Source organism: Desulfitobacterium sp. LBE, from assembly GCF_007830365.1.
Taxonomy (GTDB): domain Bacteria; phylum Bacillota; class Desulfitobacteriia; order Desulfitobacteriales; family Desulfitobacteriaceae; genus Desulfitobacterium; species Desulfitobacterium hafniense.
The window spans coordinates 279,308-299,981 of sequence record NZ_VLKD01000001.1 but is presented as its reverse complement, the minus strand read 5'-3'; the positions used below and the strand labels follow the sequence as shown (position 1 = coordinate 299,981).

General features: G+C 47.7%; 23 protein-coding genes. 10 read left to right on the top strand and 13 right to left on the bottom strand.

All coding sequences use genetic code 11. The features are described 5' to 3' along the window. Positions 1-18 precede the first annotated feature (18 nt). On the bottom strand, positions 19-1,077 hold the full coding sequence (locus DESLBE_RS01405) for an HD-GYP domain-containing protein (protein ID WP_018211501.1): 1,059 nt from the start codon (positions 1,075-1,077) through the stop codon (positions 19-21). A gap of 116 nt (positions 1,078-1,193) precedes the next feature. On the opposite strand from DESLBE_RS01405, the gene DESLBE_RS01400 reads away from it, so the two are divergent. Next, complete coding sequence (locus DESLBE_RS01400; protein WP_018211500.1) at positions 1,194-1,949, top strand: TSUP family transporter; 756 nt, start codon at positions 1,194-1,196, stop codon at positions 1,947-1,949. 67 nt (positions 1,950-2,016) lie between these two features. Here the strand turns inward: DESLBE_RS01400 and vanW-I are convergent, their stop codons facing one another. The 9 genes from vanW-I to DESLBE_RS01360 form a co-directional block, all read right to left on the bottom strand. Next, positions 2,017-3,138, bottom strand: a complete 1,122-nt coding sequence (gene vanW-I, locus DESLBE_RS01395) for a glycopeptide resistance accessory protein VanW-I (protein WP_018211499.1) — start codon at positions 3,136-3,138, stop codon at positions 2,017-2,019. A gap of 14 nt (positions 3,139-3,152) precedes the next feature. Then, positions 3,153-3,959 (bottom strand): PRC-barrel domain-containing protein, encoded by an 807-nt coding sequence (locus tag DESLBE_RS01390; RefSeq protein ID WP_144674907.1) that lies wholly within the window; start codon positions 3,957-3,959, stop codon positions 3,153-3,155. Between the two features lie 8 nt (positions 3,960-3,967). Then, positions 3,968-4,858 (bottom strand): MFS transporter, encoded by an 891-nt coding sequence (locus DESLBE_RS01385; RefSeq protein ID WP_243131210.1) that lies wholly within the window; start codon positions 4,856-4,858, stop codon positions 3,968-3,970. A gap of 190 nt (positions 4,859-5,048) precedes the next feature. Beyond that, positions 5,049-6,410, bottom strand: a complete 1,362-nt coding sequence (locus tag DESLBE_RS01380; protein ID WP_144674905.1) for a citrate transporter — start codon at positions 6,408-6,410, stop codon at positions 5,049-5,051. 128 nt (positions 6,411-6,538) lie between these two features. Next, entirely contained in the window at positions 6,539-6,694 is a 156-nt protein-coding gene (locus DESLBE_RS26430; protein WP_005813017.1) for a hypothetical protein, read from the bottom strand. A 222-nt stretch (positions 6,695-6,916) separates the two neighbouring features. Next, positions 6,917-7,549, bottom strand: a complete 633-nt coding sequence (locus tag DESLBE_RS01375) for a YigZ family protein (protein WP_018211495.1) — start codon at positions 7,547-7,549, stop codon at positions 6,917-6,919. 5 nt (positions 7,550-7,554) lie between these two features. Then, a complete protein-coding gene (locus DESLBE_RS01370) occupies positions 7,555-7,950 on the bottom strand; it encodes a thioesterase family protein (RefSeq protein WP_015944360.1) in 396 nt (131 codons plus the stop codon). 94 nt (positions 7,951-8,044) lie between these two features. Then, on the bottom strand, positions 8,045-8,764 hold the full coding sequence (locus DESLBE_RS01365) for a demethylmenaquinone methyltransferase (RefSeq protein WP_035242893.1): 720 nt from the start codon (positions 8,762-8,764) through the stop codon (positions 8,045-8,047). Positions 8,765-8,836: 72 nt separating this feature from the next. Next, complete coding sequence (locus DESLBE_RS01360) at positions 8,837-9,820, bottom strand: asparaginase (RefSeq protein ID WP_018211493.1); 984 nt, start codon at positions 9,818-9,820, stop codon at positions 8,837-8,839. Positions 9,821-10,039: 219 nt separating this feature from the next. Here DESLBE_RS01360 and DESLBE_RS01355 point away from each other — a divergent pair, with 219 nt between their 5' ends. Further along, positions 10,040-10,306, top strand: a complete 267-nt coding sequence (locus DESLBE_RS01355; RefSeq protein WP_005813007.1) for a late competence development ComFB family protein — start codon at positions 10,040-10,042, stop codon at positions 10,304-10,306. 28 nt (positions 10,307-10,334) lie between these two features. Here the strand turns inward: DESLBE_RS01355 and DESLBE_RS27215 are convergent, their stop codons facing one another. Further along, a complete protein-coding gene (locus tag DESLBE_RS27215) occupies positions 10,335-10,457 on the bottom strand; it encodes a hypothetical protein (RefSeq protein WP_005813004.1) in 123 nt (40 codons plus the stop codon). Between the two features lie 132 nt (positions 10,458-10,589). Between DESLBE_RS27215 and DESLBE_RS01350 the strand changes: the two genes are divergently transcribed. After that, positions 10,590-11,264, top strand: a complete 675-nt coding sequence (locus DESLBE_RS01350) for a Crp/Fnr family transcriptional regulator (protein WP_005813002.1) — start codon at positions 10,590-10,592, stop codon at positions 11,262-11,264. Here the strand turns inward: DESLBE_RS01350 and DESLBE_RS01345 are convergent. Continuing rightward, positions 11,247-12,116: a hypothetical protein gene (locus DESLBE_RS01345; RefSeq protein WP_144674904.1), complete on the bottom strand. Its 870-nt coding sequence runs from the start codon at positions 12,114-12,116 to the stop codon at positions 11,247-11,249. The two genes, DESLBE_RS01350 and DESLBE_RS01345, sit on opposite strands and share 18 nt — an antisense overlap. Positions 12,117-12,231: 115 nt before the next feature. On the opposite strand from DESLBE_RS01345, the gene DESLBE_RS01340 reads away from it, so the two are divergent. The 7 genes from DESLBE_RS01340 (at position 12,232) to DESLBE_RS01310 (ending at position 20,130) form a co-directional block, all read left to right on the top strand. Next, positions 12,232-14,520 (top strand): DEAD/DEAH box helicase, encoded by a 2,289-nt coding sequence (locus tag DESLBE_RS01340; protein WP_172625346.1) that lies wholly within the window; start codon positions 12,232-12,234, stop codon positions 14,518-14,520. 41 nt (positions 14,521-14,561) lie between these two features. Next, positions 14,562-14,885, top strand: a complete 324-nt coding sequence (locus DESLBE_RS01335; RefSeq protein ID WP_243131385.1) for a hypothetical protein — start codon at positions 14,562-14,564, stop codon at positions 14,883-14,885. A 229-nt stretch (positions 14,886-15,114) separates the two neighbouring features. Further along, entirely contained in the window at positions 15,115-15,792 is a 678-nt protein-coding gene (locus DESLBE_RS01330) for a PspA/IM30 family protein (protein ID WP_144674902.1), read from the top strand. A 119-nt stretch (positions 15,793-15,911) separates the two neighbouring features. Then, the gene (locus DESLBE_RS01325; protein ID WP_144674901.1) at positions 15,912-16,973 is read left to right on the top strand and encodes a TFIIB-type zinc ribbon-containing protein; all 1,062 of its coding nucleotides are present in this window, start codon (positions 15,912-15,914) and stop codon (positions 16,971-16,973) included. Then, the gene (locus DESLBE_RS01320; protein WP_015944369.1) at positions 16,973-17,863 is read left to right on the top strand and encodes a TPM domain-containing protein; all 891 of its coding nucleotides are present in this window, start codon (positions 16,973-16,975) and stop codon (positions 17,861-17,863) included. Before DESLBE_RS01325 ends, DESLBE_RS01320 begins: the two co-directional genes overlap by 1 nt. 46 nt (positions 17,864-17,909) lie before the next feature. Continuing rightward, positions 17,910-18,902 carry an SPFH domain-containing protein gene (locus tag DESLBE_RS01315; RefSeq protein ID WP_144674900.1) on the top strand — a complete coding sequence of 331 codons (993 nt, stop codon included), beginning with the start codon at positions 17,910-17,912 and terminating at the stop codon, positions 18,900-18,902. Positions 18,903-19,062: 160 nt separating this feature from the next. Beyond that, entirely contained in the window at positions 19,063-20,130 is a 1,068-nt protein-coding gene (locus tag DESLBE_RS01310; RefSeq protein ID WP_144674899.1) for a DUF4829 domain-containing protein, read from the top strand. Positions 20,131-20,396: 266 nt separating this feature from the next. Here DESLBE_RS01310 and rd read toward each other — a convergent pair whose 3' ends face one another. Next, positions 20,397-20,561: a rubredoxin gene (gene rd, locus DESLBE_RS01305; protein ID WP_018211485.1), complete on the bottom strand. Its 165-nt coding sequence runs from the start codon at positions 20,559-20,561 to the stop codon at positions 20,397-20,399. Between the last annotated feature and the right edge of the window lie 113 nt (positions 20,562-20,674).

The following is a 20,674-nucleotide window of genomic DNA, read 5'->3' as shown; positions in this document are numbered from 1 at the left end:
ACAAGACTTTCTTCAGTGCTAAACCAAAACCTCAGTAATGAAGACGGTTCGATTTTCAACCATATTGTACTCTTTGCCCTGCCCGGCTTCATAATTCATCTCATCATAAACGCGAACCACGGGCCGGGTAGGAATGCTGGGATTCTGGTCCACCACCACACCGATTTCTGCCGTATTAAGCCGAACGGTGCTCCCGGTAGGATAAGCGGCGATATTGCGCAGGAACAGACGGACCGGCTCCAAGGGAAACTGTTTACCCACGAGACCCATGAGGATTTCACAAGCTTCGTGAGGCATAACTCGTTTCATTCCGCTGTTATCGGAGGTCAGCTTATCATAAAGATCGGCGATGGCCACGATTTGAGCCAAAGGATGAATTTCATCACCTTTAAGCTGACGGGGATAACCGGTTCCATCAATATACTCATGGTGCTGAAAGGCTATATGGGCAACTACAAGGTTAAGCTCCTTGCGCTTCCTCAATTCTTCAAATCCCAAGGTAGTATGGGTCCTGTATTCTTCTTCCTCTTCTTCAGTACGTTGTTCGTGATTCTCCAGGATATTCTGGGGAAGGTGAACCATACCAATGTCATGAAGTAAAGCGCCGATAGCCAGGGTTTCCAGTTTTTCTTTATCCAGATGCATCACCTTGCCCAGAACCGTGGCCAGGACACATACGTTGACAGAATGAGCAAAGGTGTAATTGTCTTTGCTGCGGATGTCCATCATACTCACCAGGATATCTTTTTTAAACAGAATCTCTTCGACAATCTTGCTGACGATATTGCGCAAATGAAAATCATCCAGATTTTTCCCAAGGCGGACCGCCTGGGAAGCTTGCTCAATGATTGCCATAGCCTCCCGGCGGTTCTCCTCATCAATAACATCTTCGGGAATAACATCCTCAAACCGATCATCCTCAATATAAACAATGGTGATTCCCATATCTCTCATCTTACTGATATAAAGAGGTGTAAGTTTAACCCCTTTTCCCAATAAGACCCGCCCATTGCTTGAATAAATGGTTTTACCCAAAACGTCACCGATTTTTAGGGAATTCACACTGACTTGACGCACTAAGTCTCCCCCTTTGAACACCTTCTTACTCTTCATCCTACACTATTAGCAGGTTTTTTTAAATCGCCTTAAGCGGTATATCGGAACAAAATTTTGCCATTAGAAAGAGGATTTTTATGTTGGACGACATTATCTTGCTCTGTATCCTCGGATTTATCGCCGCCCTGATCGATGCTATTGCCGGAGGCGGAGGATTAATCAGCCTCCCCGCTTTGCTGCTGGTTGGTGTTCCTCCTCATCATGCCTTGGGAACGAATAAATTTGCCTCCACTATAGGTTCTCTGACCAGCTCTATGACCTATGCCCGCTCTGGAAAAGTATTTTTTTCCGTGGTTAAATGGCAGATTCCTTTTACGTTGATGGGAACCTGTTTTGGGGTATGGTCTGTCCTGCACCTTTCCGCTGATTTACTAACCAAAGCCGTTCCGGTTTTGATTCTTTTAGTGGGTTTTTACACTTTGTGGCAAAAGAATCTGGGGGTTGAGGATAGGTTTCAAGGAGTAACTCCCTTAAAACGGTTTTGGGGCTTCCTTTTTGCTTTTGCACTGGGGTTTTATGATGGATTTTTCGGTCCGGGAACCGGCTCTTTTCTAATCTTTGGCTATATCACTCTTTATGGCTTTAATTTCATTGTCTCTTCGGCCAATGCCAAAGTCCTTAATTTCGTGAGCAACCTTGTTTCACTTATTCTCTTCGCTATAAGCGGCAAGATCATTTATGCTTACGGAATCCCTATGGCCTTATCCATGTTTTTGGGTTCCCGAATCGGTACCACTCTGGCCATTCGTAAGGGCAGCGCCCTGATTAAACCCATCTTTATCACCATGTCTCTGCTGGTTGCCCTGAAACTCATGATTGAAAACTACAGGTAATTGAACCTAAACATTAAAGCCGCTCACAATGGGCGGCTTTTGTATCATTAACTTTTTGTATTACTTATTACTTTAACCATTCTCTGGGTTTTACAGGATAACCGTCCGGTTCGTCAAGCGCAGGGTGTTCAGAATCGGCCACACCGAAAATTCTCACCCGAATCCAATTGCCGCCTGTAGCCGCATTAAGCAGCAGATAACCCTGAGTTGTGTTACGAAAGCGGAAATCCAGCGCTCCATAAGCAACCGTAGCATCCTGTCCCACGGGAACATAGGAAACCGGCAGAGAATGGCTGTATCTTTCCAGTACTTCCAGCCTGGCCTGTTTGGCTGCTTGATAAAGAGTGGTCGAATCCTGGCAGATTCCTCCGCCATCATCTGTGACAACTCTATTGCCCATATACATTAAAGCTGGTAAATACCCTCTTTCAGGTTCACGTTTTCCCACCGTATCATTAAAAGAAAATTCACCACCCGGTGGAAGAATAAGGCCATTGATCGCTTCAGCAGCAAGTCGTACATTGGTAACCCGTTCATGAAAGGAAGGATTAAAATAGGTAGTGTAATCCCCTAAGGGATCCTTGACCTTCTCTAATTCGGCCGTGGTAGGGTGAACCACTATGACCTCAGTAATGAGGGGCACCGTCTCCATGTCTTTGCTTTGCTGCAGTTGTTCCCATGATTTGTCCACATCAAGTCTGACTCCTAAGCTGCCCTCTTCGATGACGAACTCGCCATTCTCATAATAGACTTCAGCCGCCTTACCCGGTTGATCGATATCCAGAGCGAACTTGCGGAGTTGAGCAAGGACTTCCTCCTGATTGAGTAACTCAGGAGACGGGATAGTCCTTGACATTCTGTGCAGATACTCAAAGGCATCTGTAATGACATTTCCGGTGGAAATGATGTATTGACTTGCCAGATAGTCTTTGAGGTCTTGATCGGTTTGGGTCAGCTCTAAGGAATAAACGGCCTGGTCATAGACAACAGCCTTGGGGATGACTTCGGCAAGGACTGCATAGGCCTCTTCCTTGGTCATCCCACCCAGATCTTTTTCCCAAACCGTCAACCCCTCGGGTGCTTTCGCATAACCCGCACCGTAGGTTACCGTAGCCCCCAAAAGTATAGATAAGCTAAGCTGACTAAATAAAATTACCAAAAGAAAGACCCATGGTTTCCTTCTTAACATAGCATAACCACAACTTAGTTTTTATGGAGTAACGATGTAATTTCCATTAATTTGTTCCGCGTGGTAATCTGACGAATTGTCTCTTCAGTCATAGGCTCACCGGCGCGCAAAAGTTCACCATTATCTAAAACAATATCCTGAACTACGGCTTTACCCACAAAATACTGTAATTGACGCTGCTCAAAAAGGTTAAACTCCGTTACTTCATTTTGCTGTTCCGTCACAGTTACTTCAACTGGAGCAGGGACTGCCTGAGGCACTTGCTCTTCCACCGGACCAGCACTTACAGGGCTTACAGGATTTACAACATTTACAGTGTTTACAGGTTCGCTTACTGCTTCTGCCTTTATTTCACCAGGGTTTCCTTCGATAATTAAAAGTTCCTTACCGTAAGTAATGATTTGCTCTCCGGCCACCTGATGCTCTTCACCTTGATTATCAGTAAACAGGCATTGGGCGATTTTTCCGGTCTCTTCATCGATGAGAATCTCTTTAACCTCGCCGCTCAAGGCTCCTTTTTTGGTCAGTACTTTCGTTCCGATGACTTCTACACCTTGTTTAATCAGTTCCTGAGCTTCATTATTTCCTGCCACGCTTTGAATCACGCCGGGATTAGGAACAGTCAAAGCAAACTCCCCTAAACCAACAATATCAGCGTAAGCAATGACTTTCGCCCCAAAATAATCAGAGGGCTGATCGACGACAAAAAAATCCAGGCTTCCCTTTTGGGGGTTTAAAATGAAGTCCTTAACTGTCCCCACTTGTGTGCCCTCTGATATACTAATAATTCGTAACCCTTTGATTTCAACACTTGCCTTCATCTACTTAATCAATCCTTCCTAAATTCCCCTGGAACAGGTAGATTTTCATTGTCCAGCCATTCCATCAGTTGGGTTCTCCACTCCGGGGGTGCATTTTGAATATACTCATTGATATAAGGGGCAACCTTATCCAACGCATCATAAATAGAGGAGCCATTCTTCCAATGCTCACAGGTCTCCACAATGAGGTAAAAAGCGATGTCATAGGACGGCTTTTGATCTAAGGCCAACATAAACCATTCCGCCGCCAGGTGGAAACGCTCCTGTTCTTTGGCCTGAAACCCTTTTTCAATTAACTCTTGCAGACTGAATTCCTTCATATGTATAAACGGGGGCTCAGTTTCTTCAACCGGCTCGGAGGCCGGGAGAATGTCATCATTTATGCTCTTTTCCTTAGGCCTGATTTCTTCAAGCTTGGTGACTTCTTCAATTATGTTTGCCTCTTCGCTTCGGTTCGCCTCTGTTTCCACAGATTCTTCATCTTCAACGAAAATCTCCATAGGCTCAGCATCACCGGCTTCTTCTTTAACAGCTTCTTCTTCAGTTGCTTCCTGCTCATGCTCCGGCAGCAGAACCTCAGGTGTGTCGGCTCTCTTTTCTTCCACCGGATCAGATGGGCCGTCTTCCGCGGAAAAGGATACCGTATCTTCTTCCTGATAGGATATGGCAACTTCCTCCTGGTGGGATATAGCAGCTTCGTCCGGACAGAACACATCGTCTTCTTTCGGTTCATCCACAATGATGCTGCTTTCAGGCGGAGATTGGGAGCGGTTTCTGACGGCTGTTATCCCCACGGTGAACAAAAGAAGGCCACAAGCGCCAAAGAGCCAATGAAGAACTTTTTCACGACGAAGAACAATGGGAAAAACCAGAGCAAAAGCGATCATCAAGAACGACACCAATGCAGCTTCCCATCTTTTTAAATTGAATCTATAGGCCATCCGAGTCGTGATTACGATAAAGGGAGCACTGACAAGTATTACTGTTATCCAATATAACGAAATCTTCTGCTCCCCCCTCATTATCTTATACTATCTCGTATATTCGACATAAACCTAGTTTCTCCTTCTCTTTTGTACAATTCTTAAATCATAGTTGAAACAGAGTCCACCCCAGAGCCGTGAGAATTGCGGCAAGATAGGCTGGCAGGATATATTTCATGAGCCGTTGGACATCCACACCTGCGACTGCAGATGTCACAGCCGCAAATCCCCAGGGAATTAACGCCGCACCGGTCCAGATTCCGACCACCTGGCCCAGAACGGCTAAAGGAACAGCCGGTATTTGTGAAACCTGGCTTAGGGCTATCGCCATTCCCCCCACCAGAGGCAGACAGGAAAAGCCGGACCCATCCAAGGAAGCAAGGACCGCAGTAAAGGTGACCAGCCCAACCACCGTCCACTTAGTGAGCGGGATCCATTCAGCCAGCAGGATTGTATAATCATAAAAGAAACCCGCTCCTTCCTTGAGAAAAATCTGTTCACTCCCCGCGGCTGTTCCCATAAAAAAGAAACCGGCCATCATCACAATCGGAGCAAAGACTCCCATAGCATAACGCAAGCCGTCCTTGACGTAATTAATAAATTGACTGAAAGCGTTCTTTCCCTCCGTAAGCACAGTGCAAATGCATAAGATGAGCAGAGTAACCCCACCAATTAACCCACTGGCTTCATCACCGTGAATCTTAAACATTAGAATCATGAAGACAGTTCCTGTATATCCTAAAGCCATTATTCCAGCCAATAGCCGGCCACGCTCATGGGGAATCTGTAAGGGTTCAGAGCCGGGTTCAGACCTTGGGGAATCTGCCGCCCCCTGTTCCGCACTTAAAAAAAGCCTTAAAGCGATATAGCCGAAACCCGCTCCGCAGATTCCGCTCAAGATGACCACTGGAAAAGATGCTGAAAGCAGAACCGTTACGGGAATTCCCGTGGCTTTGCTCACTAAGGAAGGGGCCCCTTGAATGATAAAATCACCGGACAGCCCTATACCTTTGCCGAAGATGGCTAAGCTTGCTGCCAGCACCAGAGGATGAATGCCAATTCTCCCCAGAATCGGCACCACAACTGCTCCTAAAAGGGTTAAGGCCGGAGTTGGCCAAATCAAGAGGGTTAATACCCACATGGTGACTCCCACCGCCCAATAGGCCAAACTCATGGATTTTATCTTCAGCAGAGGCCGCACTAAAATTTGATCTGCTTTGGTCTTTTGCAATAATTGGGTAAGGGCGACCACCAGCCCAATCAATATAATGACCCCGAGGAGATTGCTTGTGGCCAGGATAAGGGCTCGAAAAGATATCTGAACCGCCTCGATCCCATTGCGGCTTTCCGCCAGTCCCACCCCAAATAAGCCGATGGCTGCCGGAAGAATCGGGGGCTTACGAAAGAATAAGGTTACTATAATCATCAGAATAAAGAAAAGGAATACCCAATGAGCTAAAGTAAGCATGGCTCTCCTCCTTATCCCCTTAATGTACCACTTGGCTAAAGGAAGTATGCGCCAAAGGACAGAGAGCGGGCAACAAAAATAGACCGTCCTTTGGGAGGACGGCCTATGCCTATTTTTTCAGTTGATAGTTAAGCTTGTGCGGGCTTAACAAACTTTTTGGTTCTTTTTGGAGTGTTAAAGGAATTAAAAGTCACATTAAAGATCTGACGACAAGATGCAAAAACAGCCACTCCGCAGCTTAATAAAAACGCACCCAGAATGAACATGGCAATCCAACCTAACATAATTTCAGCCTCCTCCACTTGGTTATTTAAGTAGTGACAAGGTGTTCTATATAAACTTCGTTATTTAATGCACTAACTTTAGTTATATTATATGTGAAAACAAATGCATTGACAAGTGAAAGTTATTTTTTTCTTATATTAAAAATAGTCTGACGATTTGTACAGCCTTAAATTCCCAAACGTTTGGGAATTTAAGAAAAAGAGACCGCAGCCCCATGAACCTTAAAGTTCATTGGACAGCGGACACAAGGTGTTCCCTATTTCCCGGGGAACAATTTTCTGATCGGCAAAATCAGCCAGCCACTCTCGAAAGCGCTGATTCTCCGCCCAGGGAATGTAAACTTGAAGCTTGACGGTAGCCAGAAATTCTTCCTCGCCGGTGGCCCAGGAAAACTGTTTAAACCAATATTTCAACGGCTCATACCAATCATAGCCTGCTTCAATCTCGTAGATAAGATGGGGTACCAGCCGCCCTATGGAGGCCTTATCCATCAGTTGGCGTGCCGTCCCTCCATAGGCTCGTGTCAATCCGCCCGCGCCAAGGAGAACGCCTCCAAAATACCGAATGACCACAATGAGTACATCCCAGATCTGACGATATTGCAGAACGTCAAGCACTGGTCGGCCGCCGGTGCCCTGAGGTTCTCCGTCGTCGGTGGATTTTTCCAGTTTTCCTTGATGCAAGCGATAGGCATAAACATAGTGCCGGGCATTAGGGTAATTTTGACGGATATCATGAAGTCTTTGCTCCACCTCTTCCAGGTTCTGTACCGGGTGAACAACCCCAATGAAACGGGATTTCTCAATGACTTGCTCCCATGTTGAACTTTCGAAGACTGTAACATAGCTTTCCACGTCAATTACTCCCGTTCTCCGCTTTTGGCTTGGGTCTTGATCATGAATTTTTCCACATCGATGATAAAACGCTCATGGGTTCCGGAACCGATAAGTTCTTTATCATCGTATGCTTCCAGTTTAAAGACCAAGCGACGACGATCGACTTCGACCAGCTCGGCATTAGCCCACACTTTCATGCCCAAAGGAGTGGCTGCTGTATGTTTAATATCCAGGGATACACCGACGCTGCTTTGCTCTTCTGACAATGTCAGCGCACTCACTGCTGCTTCTTCCATCATCGCTACTAAAGCCGGAGTAGCGAAGACATCCAACGACCCGCTTCCCATGGTTTTAGCCGTATTGGTTTGATCCACGATTTTTTCCGCTCTTCCCTTGACACCGATTGTTATTTCTGCCAATGTCATCACCTCGTAAATTTCATTACTATTATTCTAGCATAAATTCATGAGTAAAACTCTCAAACCACTGCTTATGTACTTATTGTTCCGCCTCTTATCTGGGTTTGCGGCCACTGACAATAGCCACTACCCCACCGGCAAGATTTTGATAGCGGGTTTCCGTTAACCCGCAGCGGGCAAAGATATTGGCTAACTCCTGTTGTGACGGGAATTCTACGGCAGAATCATGGAGGTATTGATAGGCTTTGGCTTTCCCGGCCCAGATTTTTCCCATCAGGGGAACGAGTTTATTGAAATAGAGCCAATAACCCTGTTTGAACCCCGGCATGGTCGGTTTGGCCATATCTAAGGAAACCACCATCCCGCCTGGTTTGACCACACGAATCATTTCCCGAATCCCTTTTTCCAAATCAGGCAGATTGCGCAGCCCCCAGCCTACCGTGGCCCCGTCAAAGGAATTATCCGCAAAGGGCAGATTCATGGCATCTCCTTGCCGTAGTTCAATGATGGAACGATAGGGGGAACCCGCTAAATTCTCCTGAGCTTTTTTCAGCATATTTTCAGAGAAGTCCAAACCGGTTATCTGCCCCTGCTCACCCACGGTCATGGCCAGTTCCAAGGAGAGCTGAGCTGTGCCACAGCATATATCCACCATAGTCATGCCAGGCTTTGCTTCGACCGTCTGAACGGCCTTTTTGCGCCAGCCCTTGTCTAAACCGAAACTCATGAGAGTATTCATAACATCATAGCGTTTGGCAATGGAGTTAAACGTATCCTGTACATAAGCAGCTTTATCTTTACCGGAAAAATCCATGAGTAATTCCTCGCTTTCATAGCCTCCGCAGCAATCCTTCATTAGGATTGTAATGGATTATCATTGGCTTGTCTACTTTACTCCGCCACGACTCAAAATCTCTTTAAGCCGGGTGTGGGAAACGTTCTGCCCCAAGGCAATACTCAGGAGCAAACGAACCTTCTCTGTAGAAAGATCCCCGGCAAAAAGTGCCCCCCGGCGTTGAAGCTCTGCTCCGCCGCCGGGATAGCCGTAGACAGGAGCAGTTCGTCCAAATAAACAACGTGACGTAATGACCACAGGTATATTTTCCGCCGTAATCTTCCCTATCGAAGGAACAACCTCCGGGGGGAGATTTCCCCGGCCAAAGGCCTCGATGACTATTCCCTCCACTTGAGCGTCCACCATACATTCCAGCATTCTGCCGTCCATGCCGGTATAGCCTTTGCAGATCATGACCTTGGCCAGTTTTTCAGGGAGGTCAAATTTTACCGAGGGCTCAGGTTTGCGATGCCATAACACCTCATCATGGTCAATGCTTCCCAATGAACCTACTTCGCCGGAACTAAAAGCATCCACGTGGCTGGTGTGTAATTTCCGCACATCCCTGGCGGCATGAATCTCTTCATTTAGAGCGATCAACACCCCTCGTTCCTTAGCGTGGGGATCCATGGCAATGCGCATGGAGTTATGTAAATTGCGGGGGCCGTCGGAATCTCTCTCTGAAGCATCTCTTTGGGAGGCTGTCAATATGACGGGCCGGCTGTCTTTGACTGTAAGCTCCAGAAAATAAGCCGTTTCCTCCAAGGTATCCGTTCCGTGGGTGATGATGATCCCCATGCAGTCGGGATCGGCGAAAGCCTCTTCCACACGCCGTGCCAACTGAAGCATCCGCTCAGGATTAAAATTACAGCTGGCAAGATTGCTGAATTCTTCCACATCCCAAAAGGCTGATTCCTGCAATTCCGGTATACTTTCTAAAAGATCATGTCCGGTAACCGCCGGTACGGTCTTGCCAAAGGAGTCCTTGCGCATGGCAATCGTCCCCCCGGTGGCAATGAGTTTAATCTTTTGCATATCTTTCCCTCATTTCACAATGTGGCCCAGTGGTATTTTACCCCAAACTCTTCTCCAGGTGTACATTTTTCCTTATTTTTCTCATTAATAAATAGTGTTGAAATAGTGTTGGCAATGGCTCAGGATGGATTGGGAAGAATTTTGCAAATTCTCTTGTGCCTAACCTCAATTCCATCTATTATAAGAGTGAATAGAACCATTGACTAGGGAGGTAGAAAGATGTACGAATTAAAAAACCACACCGAAGATGTGGTGCAGCATGTCCTCAAAGAGTATATGCAAAAATTCAAACTACCTTGTGATTGTGAACGCTGCCAGGCCGATATCAAAGCCCTTACTTTAAATCAATTGCCCAGCAGGTACTGTGTTTCCCTCCGGGGAGAAATACTTACCCATTTGGAATTGGATTCCTTGCCGGACAAAACCCGGGTTCTTTCCGCTATTGTTCTGGCTGCCAAGCAGGTGGCGGATACGCCTTCACATTGATCTTGCTTATTCCTTCCTCCGGATCGAGTCACTCACTGCCACATACTATAATCAAGACGATGACCAGGAATTGAATGATCAACGCGGTGATTTTAAAAGGTGAGTTAGCCGTAAACTGAACCTCGATGGGAATGCTTTCTGATCTTTCCATCTCAACTCTCCTTTAAAAATTTTGCTATAGATCCCTTCCCCGCTTTTTAAATAAAGCTATCTACTATTATTAGTATTCGCTGCCGCGATACCATGTGAAGATCTTATTTGAATTAAAAGTGAGGTATCCGCTTTGCTTGACCCGCGAATTCTCAGGCAGTTTACTTTGTTTTCATCTCTGGCGGACGAGGATTTGCTTCCGCTGCTGCCTCAATTTAAAACCCGCAAATACAGAAAAGGCCAGATCCTTTTTATCGAAGGGGAGATCGGCTCCCAGGTTTACTTTATCTTAGAAGGCCAGGTCAAGCTCAGCAAGACCTTGCCCAATGGGGATGAACAAATCCTCGATTGGTGCGGTCCCAAGGACAGCCTTGCCGAAATTCTCTTGGTGGAACCGGGTTCTTATCCGGCCACGGCGGAAGTACTTAAAGAAAGCACCCTCCTTGTGCTTTCCAATCAGGGCATGGTTAAGATTCTCGAAAATCACCCCCGCCTGGCCGTTGCTCTCATTCGCAAGCTCAATATGCGTTTGCGGATGAATCAAGAGTTTATTCGGATCTTAACCAGCCGGTCCACGGCGGGGATTTTGGCTATGCTGCTGCTGCGAATGGCTAAGCCGGCCTCATCACCCGGTGAGCCTATTTACTACGATGCCACCCTGACCAATAAGGACTTAGCCAGTATGATCGGTACTTCACGGGAACTGGTCAACCGCACCCTCAATCAGTGGAAAAAATCAGGCGTCCTTCGTCTTAATGAAGATCGCATGGAAATCCTTCGCCCCCATGAACTAGCGGACTGGCCATGAGGAAAGAGGCCGTGGGCTTGTGATCTTTTCCATCTCAAAGGACTGGAGACCATTCCAAATACCATCCCAGGATAATTCGGGATTGCGCCGCCAAAAGATCATGGCGGCTCTTACTTTTTCTACACTGCTTTCCTGGGCAATTAAACGCTGAAAACTTTTTCCGCCCCAAGCTTTCACCCATTCCCCATAACAATGCTGAAATTCAGGAGGATGCTTCTTCAGATGCTTGAGGGTAAAAAAGGAAGCAATGCCGATGAGAACGGCATCCTCATTGCCCCGTTGGCAGGATTGGCCATCCAAATCCTGACCTGCCAGAATAAGCAAGCTGTACAGAAAATGGACCCGCACCACTTGCCGCAAAATCTCGGGGCTTAATTTAAGTATCTCGGCAAGTCTTCCCAAAGGCCTCAGGAAGATTTTGGCGCAAGGATCAGTATAAGAGAGTGTGGCAAAGGCCGATAGCGGCAGCGGGAATAAATCCTCTAAGCCGGATTCCACTAATTTAGATATCAATTCATGTTCCAGTTGGGAAACTTTGCGATCCTGATGCTGAATCTTTTCCGATGTTTCGCGTAAAAAAGACTCAGCTTCTTTAGGTTGCTCAGGCAGTTCTTCCAACCATTCTTTCAGGCGGGCGCGACGGGGCATGAGGATCTCCAGCAGGGTGGCTGTCTCCTGGTGGAGGTTCTTAAATCCTTTTTTGATATCGTCGGGATCACGATAAAGACCCCGCATAAGCACTTCAGCTCCATGGGGCACCTCCATCGTTTCCTCAAAACGAATGACCGCCTCACCATTTCTCTCTGGGAAGCGAAGCCCCATAGCTTGTTCGGCCTCTAGGCGCAATGACATTCAGACTCCCCCCTTGGCCAGTTCTTGTTTCATCATATGGGCTTATCGCCTTCCTCATGCCATTTTTTGCAGGAAATCCTGCCATAATTTGACCCTGGAATAAGGGTTTGCTAAAATGAGAAGAACTCCTGGAAGAAATGAGTTGATTTTCGTGTCTGAGCGCACATACCACGGCTTAGTTTTGGATCGGTTTCAAGAAGAAGCCTTAGATGCTATTGACGAGGGGCAATCTGTCATTGTTGCAGCTCCCACCGGTACGGGAAAGACCCTTGTCGCCGATTACCTCGTGGAAAAAGTCATGTCCGAAGGATGCCGGATTATTTATACCGCCCCGATTAAAGCCTTAAGCAACCAAAAGTTTAAGGACTATAAGCAGCTTTTCGGCGTAGATAAGGTCGGAATTTTAACGGGAGACGTGGTGCTGAACTCGGAAGCTCCTTTGCTGATCATGACCACCGAGATTTTCCGCAATCAAGTGATCACCGGCGATCCCGCTTTAGAATCGGTATCCTACATCATCTTTGATGAGATTCATTGGCTTAACGATGAAGAACGGGGCACAGTCTGGGAGGAGTCGATCATCTTAGCCCCTCCCCATATGAAACTGTTAGGCCTTAGTGCTACCGTGGCCAATGCCCGGCAATTGGTGGATTGGATCGGCAGCATACGTCAGGAAGAGGTTGCCCTGATCCAGGAAAACCATCGTATCGTACCCTTGGAATACTATTATTTCGCCAAGGATACCGGTCTGGTCAATTACGAGAAGCTCTGGAAGTATTACCGCCAACGGATCCAATCTGCCCAGCCTACAGAAGGCAGTATCTTTGCCCCCACCCATCATCTGGATTTAATTAAAGTGATCCAAAAACACTATCTGCCTGCCCTTTATTTTGTTTTCAGCCGCAAGCAATGTGCTGATAAGGCTTCTGAGCTAGCTTTGATCGCCAATTATTTGAAACCCCAGGAAAAAAGACAAGTAGAGGACGCCTTCCTGGAACATTTCGGACCGGAAAGCGATTGGTACCCCTCCACTAGGCTTTTGCGACGCTTAGCCGTCAAAGGGATCGCCTTTCATCATGCCGGTCTGATGCCCTCGCAAAAAGTGTTGGTGGAGGAGCTTTTCCTCAAACGCCTCATTCATGTTCTCTACTGCACCGAAACTTTCAGCGTTGGCATCAACTATCCCGTTCGCTCCGTCTGCTTTGATACCCTGAATAAATTCGACGGCCGCAACTTTCGCCCCCTGGCCAATCATGAATTCTTCCAAATGTCCGGACGGGCCGGACGCCGGGGATTGGATGAGCGGGGTTACTCCTTTGCTTTAGTCGATCTGAATTACATGGAAAAGAACCCACCTCCGCGCTTTAACATCAATCGCCTGGAACCGCTCACCAGCCAATTTAAATTAAGTTATAACACGGTCCTCAATCTTCAGGCCACCCTTTCCTATGAGCAAATCCAGATTTACTTTCAAAAGAGCTTTGCAGCCCATAGCAATCTGCAAACTCACGGTCAGTTGATTGCTGAGCTGGCTCAACTGGAGGAACAATTCAACGGAAAAGGGGAGCATGTGTGCCGGCACACCGACTCCTTTGCCTGCCCTGTGAAATATCTGCCGAAAAAGAAAGAGCTTGATCGTCTCAAACGATCCTATCAAGCCTTGGGCCCCCGCCGCCAAAACCGGGTCTATGGCCGGGAAATGGCGCGCAAGATTAAAAACTGGGAAAGGCTCCTGACCACAACCCCGCAAAAATGCCCCGGCGCCAAGCTGGCTCTTTGCGAGGAGGAAAGCAAACAACGGCGAAAGCTGCAGCAAAGGATGATTGAAATCCGTAAAGATCTGAAAACTCTGCCGGATCAGAACTTCTTTTTCAATGAATTCCAGTTTAAAAAGAATCAATTAATCCAAATGGGGTACATACGGGAGGACGAGCTGCTTCCCCGCGGGGAATGTGCCCGTCATATTTATGTTCAGGAATTATTGGTCACGGAACTGATTTTTTCAGGACTTTTGGAAACTATGGACGATGACCAGTTGAATGCCTTATTATCGGCCATTGATTTTGAGGCCCGCAAGAACGATTACTTTCAAAGGCTCCCCGTTCTGGACTGGACTCCGCTGCAGGATTTAGCCCGTTATATTCAGAGTGTCTGCGGCCCGGAATCCGTCCGCTATGATCCCCGGGTAGCGGTCATTGTCTATTCCTGGAGTCAAGGGGTTTCCTTTGCCGAAGTTCAGCGTTTGTCCAATCTGGATGAAGGGGATATTATCTCGGTCATTCGCCGCACCATTGACCTGCTGCGGCAGATGAGGGATGCGGTTAAGGAGCCGGCTTTGCTTCAGCGCTTAAAGCTTTGCATGGATAAACTGGATCGGGATGAAGCTGCCGTCCTTGCTTTATAAAATGCATAATCATGCCGGGAAAAGCTCATAATGGTCTTGAGGTGATTAATTTGAAAGATCAAGACGTTTTCAGAGGGACTCCCACACCTGCACCAAATGGTCAAAACCCTGACCGCGATAGGATAGCCGATACGACCTCCGAGATGACCTCCACTGCAATGGCCGGTCAAGATAGCGCAGTACTTGGCTATCCAATGTCCATGCCCGGTGCCGAAAACAATACGGCAGAACCGAGCTCCGCCCAGGCCGCCGTAACGGATAATGGTGAATTTGAGCCGGTCCAAACCGACAGGGATATGTCCATCTATCGGGACACCGGCGAACCAGGATCTGACTATGAACTTCCTTCCGATACCATAAGCTGACCTGCTTTAACACAGACAGAAAGCCGCCCTGCTGACCGAAACTCAGCGAAGCGGCTTTTTTCTATGTCTATTGATAAATTGCAAATAATTCCCCATGATTGATGCCTTACTCTGCCCGTGATATAATATTTGTGAACTAACATAAACATAATATAGCGCTATAGACCATGCTGAATGGGGTTTTCAGGCCCCCAATACAATAAATCATAGGATGATGGAGGAATAACGCATGAGTATACTGGGGAGATTCAGAGAGATTATGTCAAGCAATATCAACGCCTTGCTTGATAAAGTGGAAGATCCGGAAAAGATGATCGAGCAGTGCCTGCGGAACCTGAACAGCGATCTGGGCAAGGTCAAGTCGGAAACTGCCACCATTATGGCGGAAGAACAGCGCGCCCAAAGAGAGCTGGATGAATGCCAGGCCGACATTGAAAAAATGCAGTCTTACGCGCTCAAAGCGCTGGAAGCTGGCAATGAAGCGGATGCCAGAAAATTTCTGACCCATAAAGCCTCTTTGCAAGCCAAGCTGACCGGACTGCAGGAAGCCTGCAATCTTGCCCAGGCCAACGCTGCCCATATGCGGGAAATGCATGATAAGCTGGTTGGGGATATCGGTGAACTGGAATCCCGCAAGGAGATGATTAAGGGCAAACTGGCTGCGGCGAAGACCCAGGACCGCATGAACAAAATGATGTCCTCGGTTTCAGGTGCCAACGATTCCATGGCCAGCTTTGAGCGGTATGAAGCGCTGGCGGATAAGGCCCTGGACCAAGCCAAAGCCATGGCTGAGCTGAACAAGTCGTCCCAGTCTTCCATTAAGGATCTGGCGGCCAAATATGATGCAGAGCCTGATACCAGCATTGATGATGAGCTTGCCGCCTTAAAAGCCAGCTTAAATAAGTAATTATGGGGGAAGCTGCCTGAGAAGAAATCATCCGAGGCAGCTTCTTTTTTGCATCATACCTCAAAGACTTGAACTATGTTCCAGGAAAAGAAGCAGCGCTGAAAGGAGCAGACGAATCCATGGTGGTACATTATAAGTGCCCGAATTGCGGAGCGGATATGGCATTTAACAGTACCAGCGGCATGCTGCATTGCGACAGCTGCGGTACAGATCAGAGCATCGAAGAGATACCCAAGCAGGGCGATGCCCAAAACCCAGGAACTGCGGCTTCCAAGGGGCATATCCCTTGGGCCGAGGGCGCAGTCAATCAATACCACTGCCAGAATTGCGGTGCGGTACTGATCACTGACAAAGACACTGTGGCCACTTCCTGCAGTTTTTGCAATGCGGCAGTTGTTTTGAACGACCGCCTTCAAGGCAGTTTTGCCCCCGCCAAGGTCATTCCCTTTGCCATCGACCGCCAGCAGGCCCAGGAGGCCTTTAAAAAATGGTGCCGAAAGGGGTTGCTTACCCCCAAGGAGCTGATGTCCGCCAACCGCATCAAGGGCATCACCGGCATCTATGTGCCCTTCTGGCTGTATGATCTTAATGGCTGGGGAGAAGCCACGGCGGAATGCACTAAGGTAAGGGCTTACTCAGACGCCGACTATAACTACACAGAAACCAGCTTTTTTCATGTGCACCGCACTGTTGACCTGAATTATCTGCAAGTGCCTGTGGACGCCTCACAGAAGATGGACGATGCCCTGATGGATAAACTGGAGCCCTATGATTATGGCAGCTTAAAAGATTTCATGATGCCCTATCTGGCTGGTTTTCTGGCTGAAAAGTATGACTATGACAACCGGGAGCTGTTCCCCCGGGTGCGCGCCCGAGTGGAGGGCTATGTATCCGATTATATCAACTCCACCATCAACGGCTATACCACCACCAACTTCATCAGCAAAAATATCAACATTAATGAAAAAAAGGCCGATTACGCCCTTTTTCCCGTGTGGATGGTTCGTTATGACTATGGTCAGAAGGAATATGTTTTTGCCATGAACGGCCAGACCGGCAAAATCGTCGGCAAGCCCCCCCTCAGTCCGGGAAAAATTGCGGCCTGGTTCGCCGGCATCAGCACAACATCCTTTGTCATCATTAAAATTATTGCTATGTTGCTGGGAGGAGGGGTTTTATAATGGGTAAAAGAGCGGCAAAGCTTGCACTGCTTTTGGTCATCGTTTTTTACGCCGTCTATCCAGGCAGCGTGACGGCAGCCTTGCAGGATCAACACATTTTTGACGACGCACAGCTGTTCACTGAAGACGAGCGCGCATCCCTGGAGGAAGCCTGCCGGCAATATGGCTCGGAAAGTGACATCGCTATTGTTATCGTGACAGCCAGTGATCTGGGCGGAAAAACCCCGCAGCTCTATTTGGAGGAGTTCTATGATGCCAAGGTCGCCGATGGGGACGGTGTGTACCCTTCGGCGGCGCTGCTGCTGCTGAATATGACACCCGGTGCGCGCAGTGTGGAAATCCAAGGCTATGGCATAGCCCAAACCTATCTCAATAATCAACGGATCGAATACATCCTGGATGACATTACCCCACAGCTGGCTGAGGGAAAATACTTTGACGCCATGCTCGGGTATACGGAACAGGCTGCTTATTATATGCGGCAGGAGGTCCAAAGTTCCCCCGGAGTAAATCCTGGCGGCTCCCCCCATTATAACCCGCCCCAAGGCAACGGTGCCGGATACAACAAACAGGAGGACTCCATCTTCTTCAATACCTTTTTCCAGCTTGGCCTGGCGGCGGTGATCGGTGCCGCAGCGGTGAGCATTATGGCGGCCCGCTCCGGAGGCAGGGTCACGACCAATAATCGCACCTATCTCGATCCTGCACATTCCCGTCTGCTTGACCACAGTGACCAGTATATCCGAACCACCGTGACTAAAGTAAGACGACCGAAAAAGGACGAGCACAACAACAGCGGCTTTGGTGGTGGCAGAGGCGGTTTTGGCGGCGGGGGCGGCGGAGTTTCTCCCGGAGGTCATTCCCACAGCGGCGGCGGCCGAAGCTTCTAATACTGAATTAAAAACGCGATTTTAGCATAGAAAGGATGGAAACTACATGGGATTTTTTTCAGGACAGTTTTCCAATGTGGTGGAGTGGGAAGAATTTCGCGAGGACATGATCTTCTGGAAATGGCACAACCGCGAAATCAAACGAGGCAGTAAGCTGATTATCCGCCCGGGGCAGGATGCTATTTTCCTTTTTAACGGCAGGATAGAGGGAATTTTTAAAGACGAGGGCGATTATGACATCGAGTCCCAGATTATCCCCTTTCTGTCTACCCTCCAGGGCTTTAAATTCGGGTTCAATTCAGGGATGCGCGCTGAGGTGCTGTTTGTCAACACCAAGGAATTTACGGCAAAATGGGGTACCAAAAGTGCCATCAACATTCCCACACCCCAGCTTCCCGGTGGTATTCCCATCCGTGCTAACGGAACATTTACTTTTAAAGTCAATGATTATGTTAAATTGATTGACAGAATTGCGGGGGTAAAGGATTCGTTCCTGGTGGAGGATGTCAGGCTGCGCATCATGGCGCTGCTGGACCAGCTTCTGATGAAATGGATCGTCCAGGAAGGCAGGGATATGTTCAATCTGCAGTCCAACTCCTTCGCTATCGCTGACGGCCTGAAAACGGATCTGGATATGCAGATTTACGATATGGGCATCACGGTAAGCCAGCTTACCATCATGAGCTTCACCTATCCCGAAGAAATCCAGCAAATGATTGCCAAAGCTGCCTCCCACACCATGATTGGCGATATGGGCCGTTATCAGCAGGTATCCGTACTGGACGGAATCGCCGGCGGCAAAGGACAGGGCGGCAGTGCTGCAGCCGATATGGCCGGTATGGCTATCGGGATGCAGATGGCCAATGAAATGATCAAGGGCGTGACCAGTCCTCAGAGGGAACAAACCCAAGGGAGAGGCAGCCACGCACCCCAGGGTGGCAGCGAACCCGGTTTAATAAAGCCTAATTTCTGCCCCAACTGCGGGCAGAAGACCGATGGTGCCAATTTTTGCTCCAACTGCGGTCAGAAGCTGGTCTGACCGTATTATTTGGGGGGATTGTGGTGCCTTCTAATGATTGCTGCTGCAATAGGTTATCCGCTTTATATAGCAATCATCAATTACTTTTCGTCCTTAGAATAGTGCCTAATCTCGAGGGGATACGACACTGAAGGATTAATTTCCCAAGGAGGTGAGTGGTATGAGAGTATGGCTAACCCTGATCCTGGCATTATTTTTATGCGCGGGCTGCGGCAATCCGCAGATAGGAAATACTGCCGTACTCAGTCAGGCGGATCAGAATGCGGCTGTAGAAGTCGTAAAGCAGCATCTGGAAGGCATGAAAAACGATTTTGGCGTCATCAGCCTTGAGATCAACAGCATCCAGGCCATCCGGAACGAGCAGCATATCCAAACTATCTTAAGCGGCGAAGCTGCCGTCATGATGGGCTTGACTGAAGAAAAAATCGCTTTGGTGGATGCTTATCTCAATGTTCAGTATGACGGGACCAAGGTTCCTTACAACAGCGGAGAGAACCAATATATCGGCTTTACGCTGGTCAGGGAGAATAAAGAAAAACCCTGGATCATAGCGAATTCCGGCCAAGGTATGGGTGGCGTAGCTCTTGTAGATTTTGAGAATCCTTACCCGGAAAAAAGCGCGGAGCTGTACGTCTGGAAAAATAAAGAGCTGACCGGCAATGACCATACTTATTTTACGGTATTTGACGATGATACAAATGGGCTAAACAAAAACAGGCCGGAAAGCGAGATTTATAATCTTGACGCGGCCAGCGACAGCATCGACTCTATCAATTTAAGGCTGGCTGGGATTCCCAACCTCACCTGCCTGGCGGTCTATCAAATGAACACCACGGATTTCACCAAAGAAGAGATGGCGGACATCCTCGGCTATCTTGTCCTCAATGCCGATCATCACCGTATAACCCTTGGCCTGTGGGAGCCGGATGGTTTGAATTCGGTGAATGGTTCGCACATCATAAATAGCTTGCAAAGAAAGGGTTTTAACGGAAAGCTTAAAGATGTTACGGTCGATCTGATCCAGCATCCCGAACTGATTCCCTATGACGGGGTTCTGGGCGGAACGATGGGCTTCTACTTTCCGGAGGATATTCATGTCCTTACGGATAAATGGGTCCTTGCTTATTTTGAAGATGGCCATATCAGCGGCTATATGCTGCTGGAATATACTATAAATAATGACTCAATTTCCTGGCGGGTCATGGAGTCTTATTTGAACGGAGAATGATCATATTTAAATCCCGAACGACGTGGAAAAATATGTATACACTGTCACATCTATAATCCAACCGCATAGACTATAGTAGATGTCCGGGAAAATAAATGAAATTCACCAGGAAGTACGGACTGGTGACGGGCTTCGCCTTGGACGAAAAGAATTCAAAATCTTCATCGATGAAGATTTTGCCTTACTCCCGGTCAGGGTTCTGTAAGGTTTAACCAATAAAATTGCAAAAAACCTGTCAAATGTGACAGGTTTTTTATACGGGGACATTATCCTTCGTATACTTCAAATTGATCTTTGCTTACACCACAAGTAGGACATACCCAATCCTCGGGGATATCCTCGAAAGCTGTGCCAGGAGCTACTCCGGAATCCGGATCTCCTACTTCAGGATCATAGACATACTGACAGATGGTGCATACATACTTTTGCATCATAAATTCCTCCCTTTCATGGTTTCATTAGCTTAACTTTTGATTTTTATCCTCTGAGAGAATACCTTTATATTATGTCCATTCCCTTTTTCATCATCCAATAATAAGTAAGG

What these genes read in the sequence shown, in the direction of transcription:
- DESLBE_RS01330 (WP_144674902.1), top strand. Translation starts at nt 15,115, where the DNA reads ATGAGTATACTGGGGAGATTCAGAGAGATTATGTCAAGCAATATCAAC.
- DESLBE_RS01340 (WP_172625346.1), top strand. Translation starts at nt 12,232, where the DNA reads ATGAGAAGAACTCCTGGAAGAAATGAGTTGATTTTCGTGTCTGAGCGC.
- DESLBE_RS01400 (WP_018211500.1), top strand. Translation starts at nt 1,194, where the DNA reads ATGTTGGACGACATTATCTTGCTCTGTATCCTCGGATTTATCGCCGCC.
- DESLBE_RS01315 (WP_144674900.1), top strand. Translation starts at nt 17,910, where the DNA reads ATGGGATTTTTTTCAGGACAGTTTTCCAATGTGGTGGAGTGGGAAGAA.
- DESLBE_RS01365 (WP_035242893.1), bottom strand. Translation starts at nt 8,764, where the DNA reads ATGGATTTTTCCGGTAAAGATAAAGCTGCTTATGTACAGGATACGTTT.
- DESLBE_RS01310 (WP_144674899.1), top strand. Translation starts at nt 19,063, where the DNA reads ATGAGAGTATGGCTAACCCTGATCCTGGCATTATTTTTATGCGCGGGC.
- DESLBE_RS01355 (WP_005813007.1), top strand. Translation starts at nt 10,040, where the DNA reads ATGTACGAATTAAAAAACCACACCGAAGATGTGGTGCAGCATGTCCTC.
- DESLBE_RS27215 (WP_005813004.1), bottom strand. Translation starts at nt 10,457, where the DNA reads ATGGAAAGATCAGAAAGCATTCCCATCGAGGTTCAGTTTACGGCTAAC.
- DESLBE_RS01390 (WP_144674907.1), bottom strand. Translation starts at nt 3,959, where the DNA reads ATGAAGGCAAGTGTTGAAATCAAAGGGTTACGAATTATTAGTATATCA.
- DESLBE_RS26430 (WP_005813017.1), bottom strand. Translation starts at nt 6,694, where the DNA reads ATGTTAGGTTGGATTGCCATGTTCATTCTGGGTGCGTTTTTATTAAGC.
- DESLBE_RS01345 (WP_144674904.1), bottom strand. Translation starts at nt 12,116, where the DNA reads ATGTCATTGCGCCTAGAGGCCGAACAAGCTATGGGGCTTCGCTTCCCA.
- DESLBE_RS01380 (WP_144674905.1), bottom strand. Translation starts at nt 6,410, where the DNA reads ATGCTTACTTTAGCTCATTGGGTATTCCTTTTCTTTATTCTGATGATT.
- DESLBE_RS01320 (WP_015944369.1), top strand. Translation starts at nt 16,973, where the DNA reads ATGGGTAAAAGAGCGGCAAAGCTTGCACTGCTTTTGGTCATCGTTTTT.
- DESLBE_RS01360 (WP_018211493.1), bottom strand. Translation starts at nt 9,820, where the DNA reads ATGCAAAAGATTAAACTCATTGCCACCGGGGGGACGATTGCCATGCGC.
- DESLBE_RS01325 (WP_144674901.1), top strand. Translation starts at nt 15,912, where the DNA reads ATGGTGGTACATTATAAGTGCCCGAATTGCGGAGCGGATATGGCATTT.
- vanW-I (WP_018211499.1), bottom strand. Translation starts at nt 3,138, where the DNA reads ATGTTAAGAAGGAAACCATGGGTCTTTCTTTTGGTAATTTTATTTAGT.
- rd (WP_018211485.1), bottom strand. Translation starts at nt 20,561, where the DNA reads ATGCAAAAGTATGTATGCACCATCTGTCAGTATGTCTATGATCCTGAA.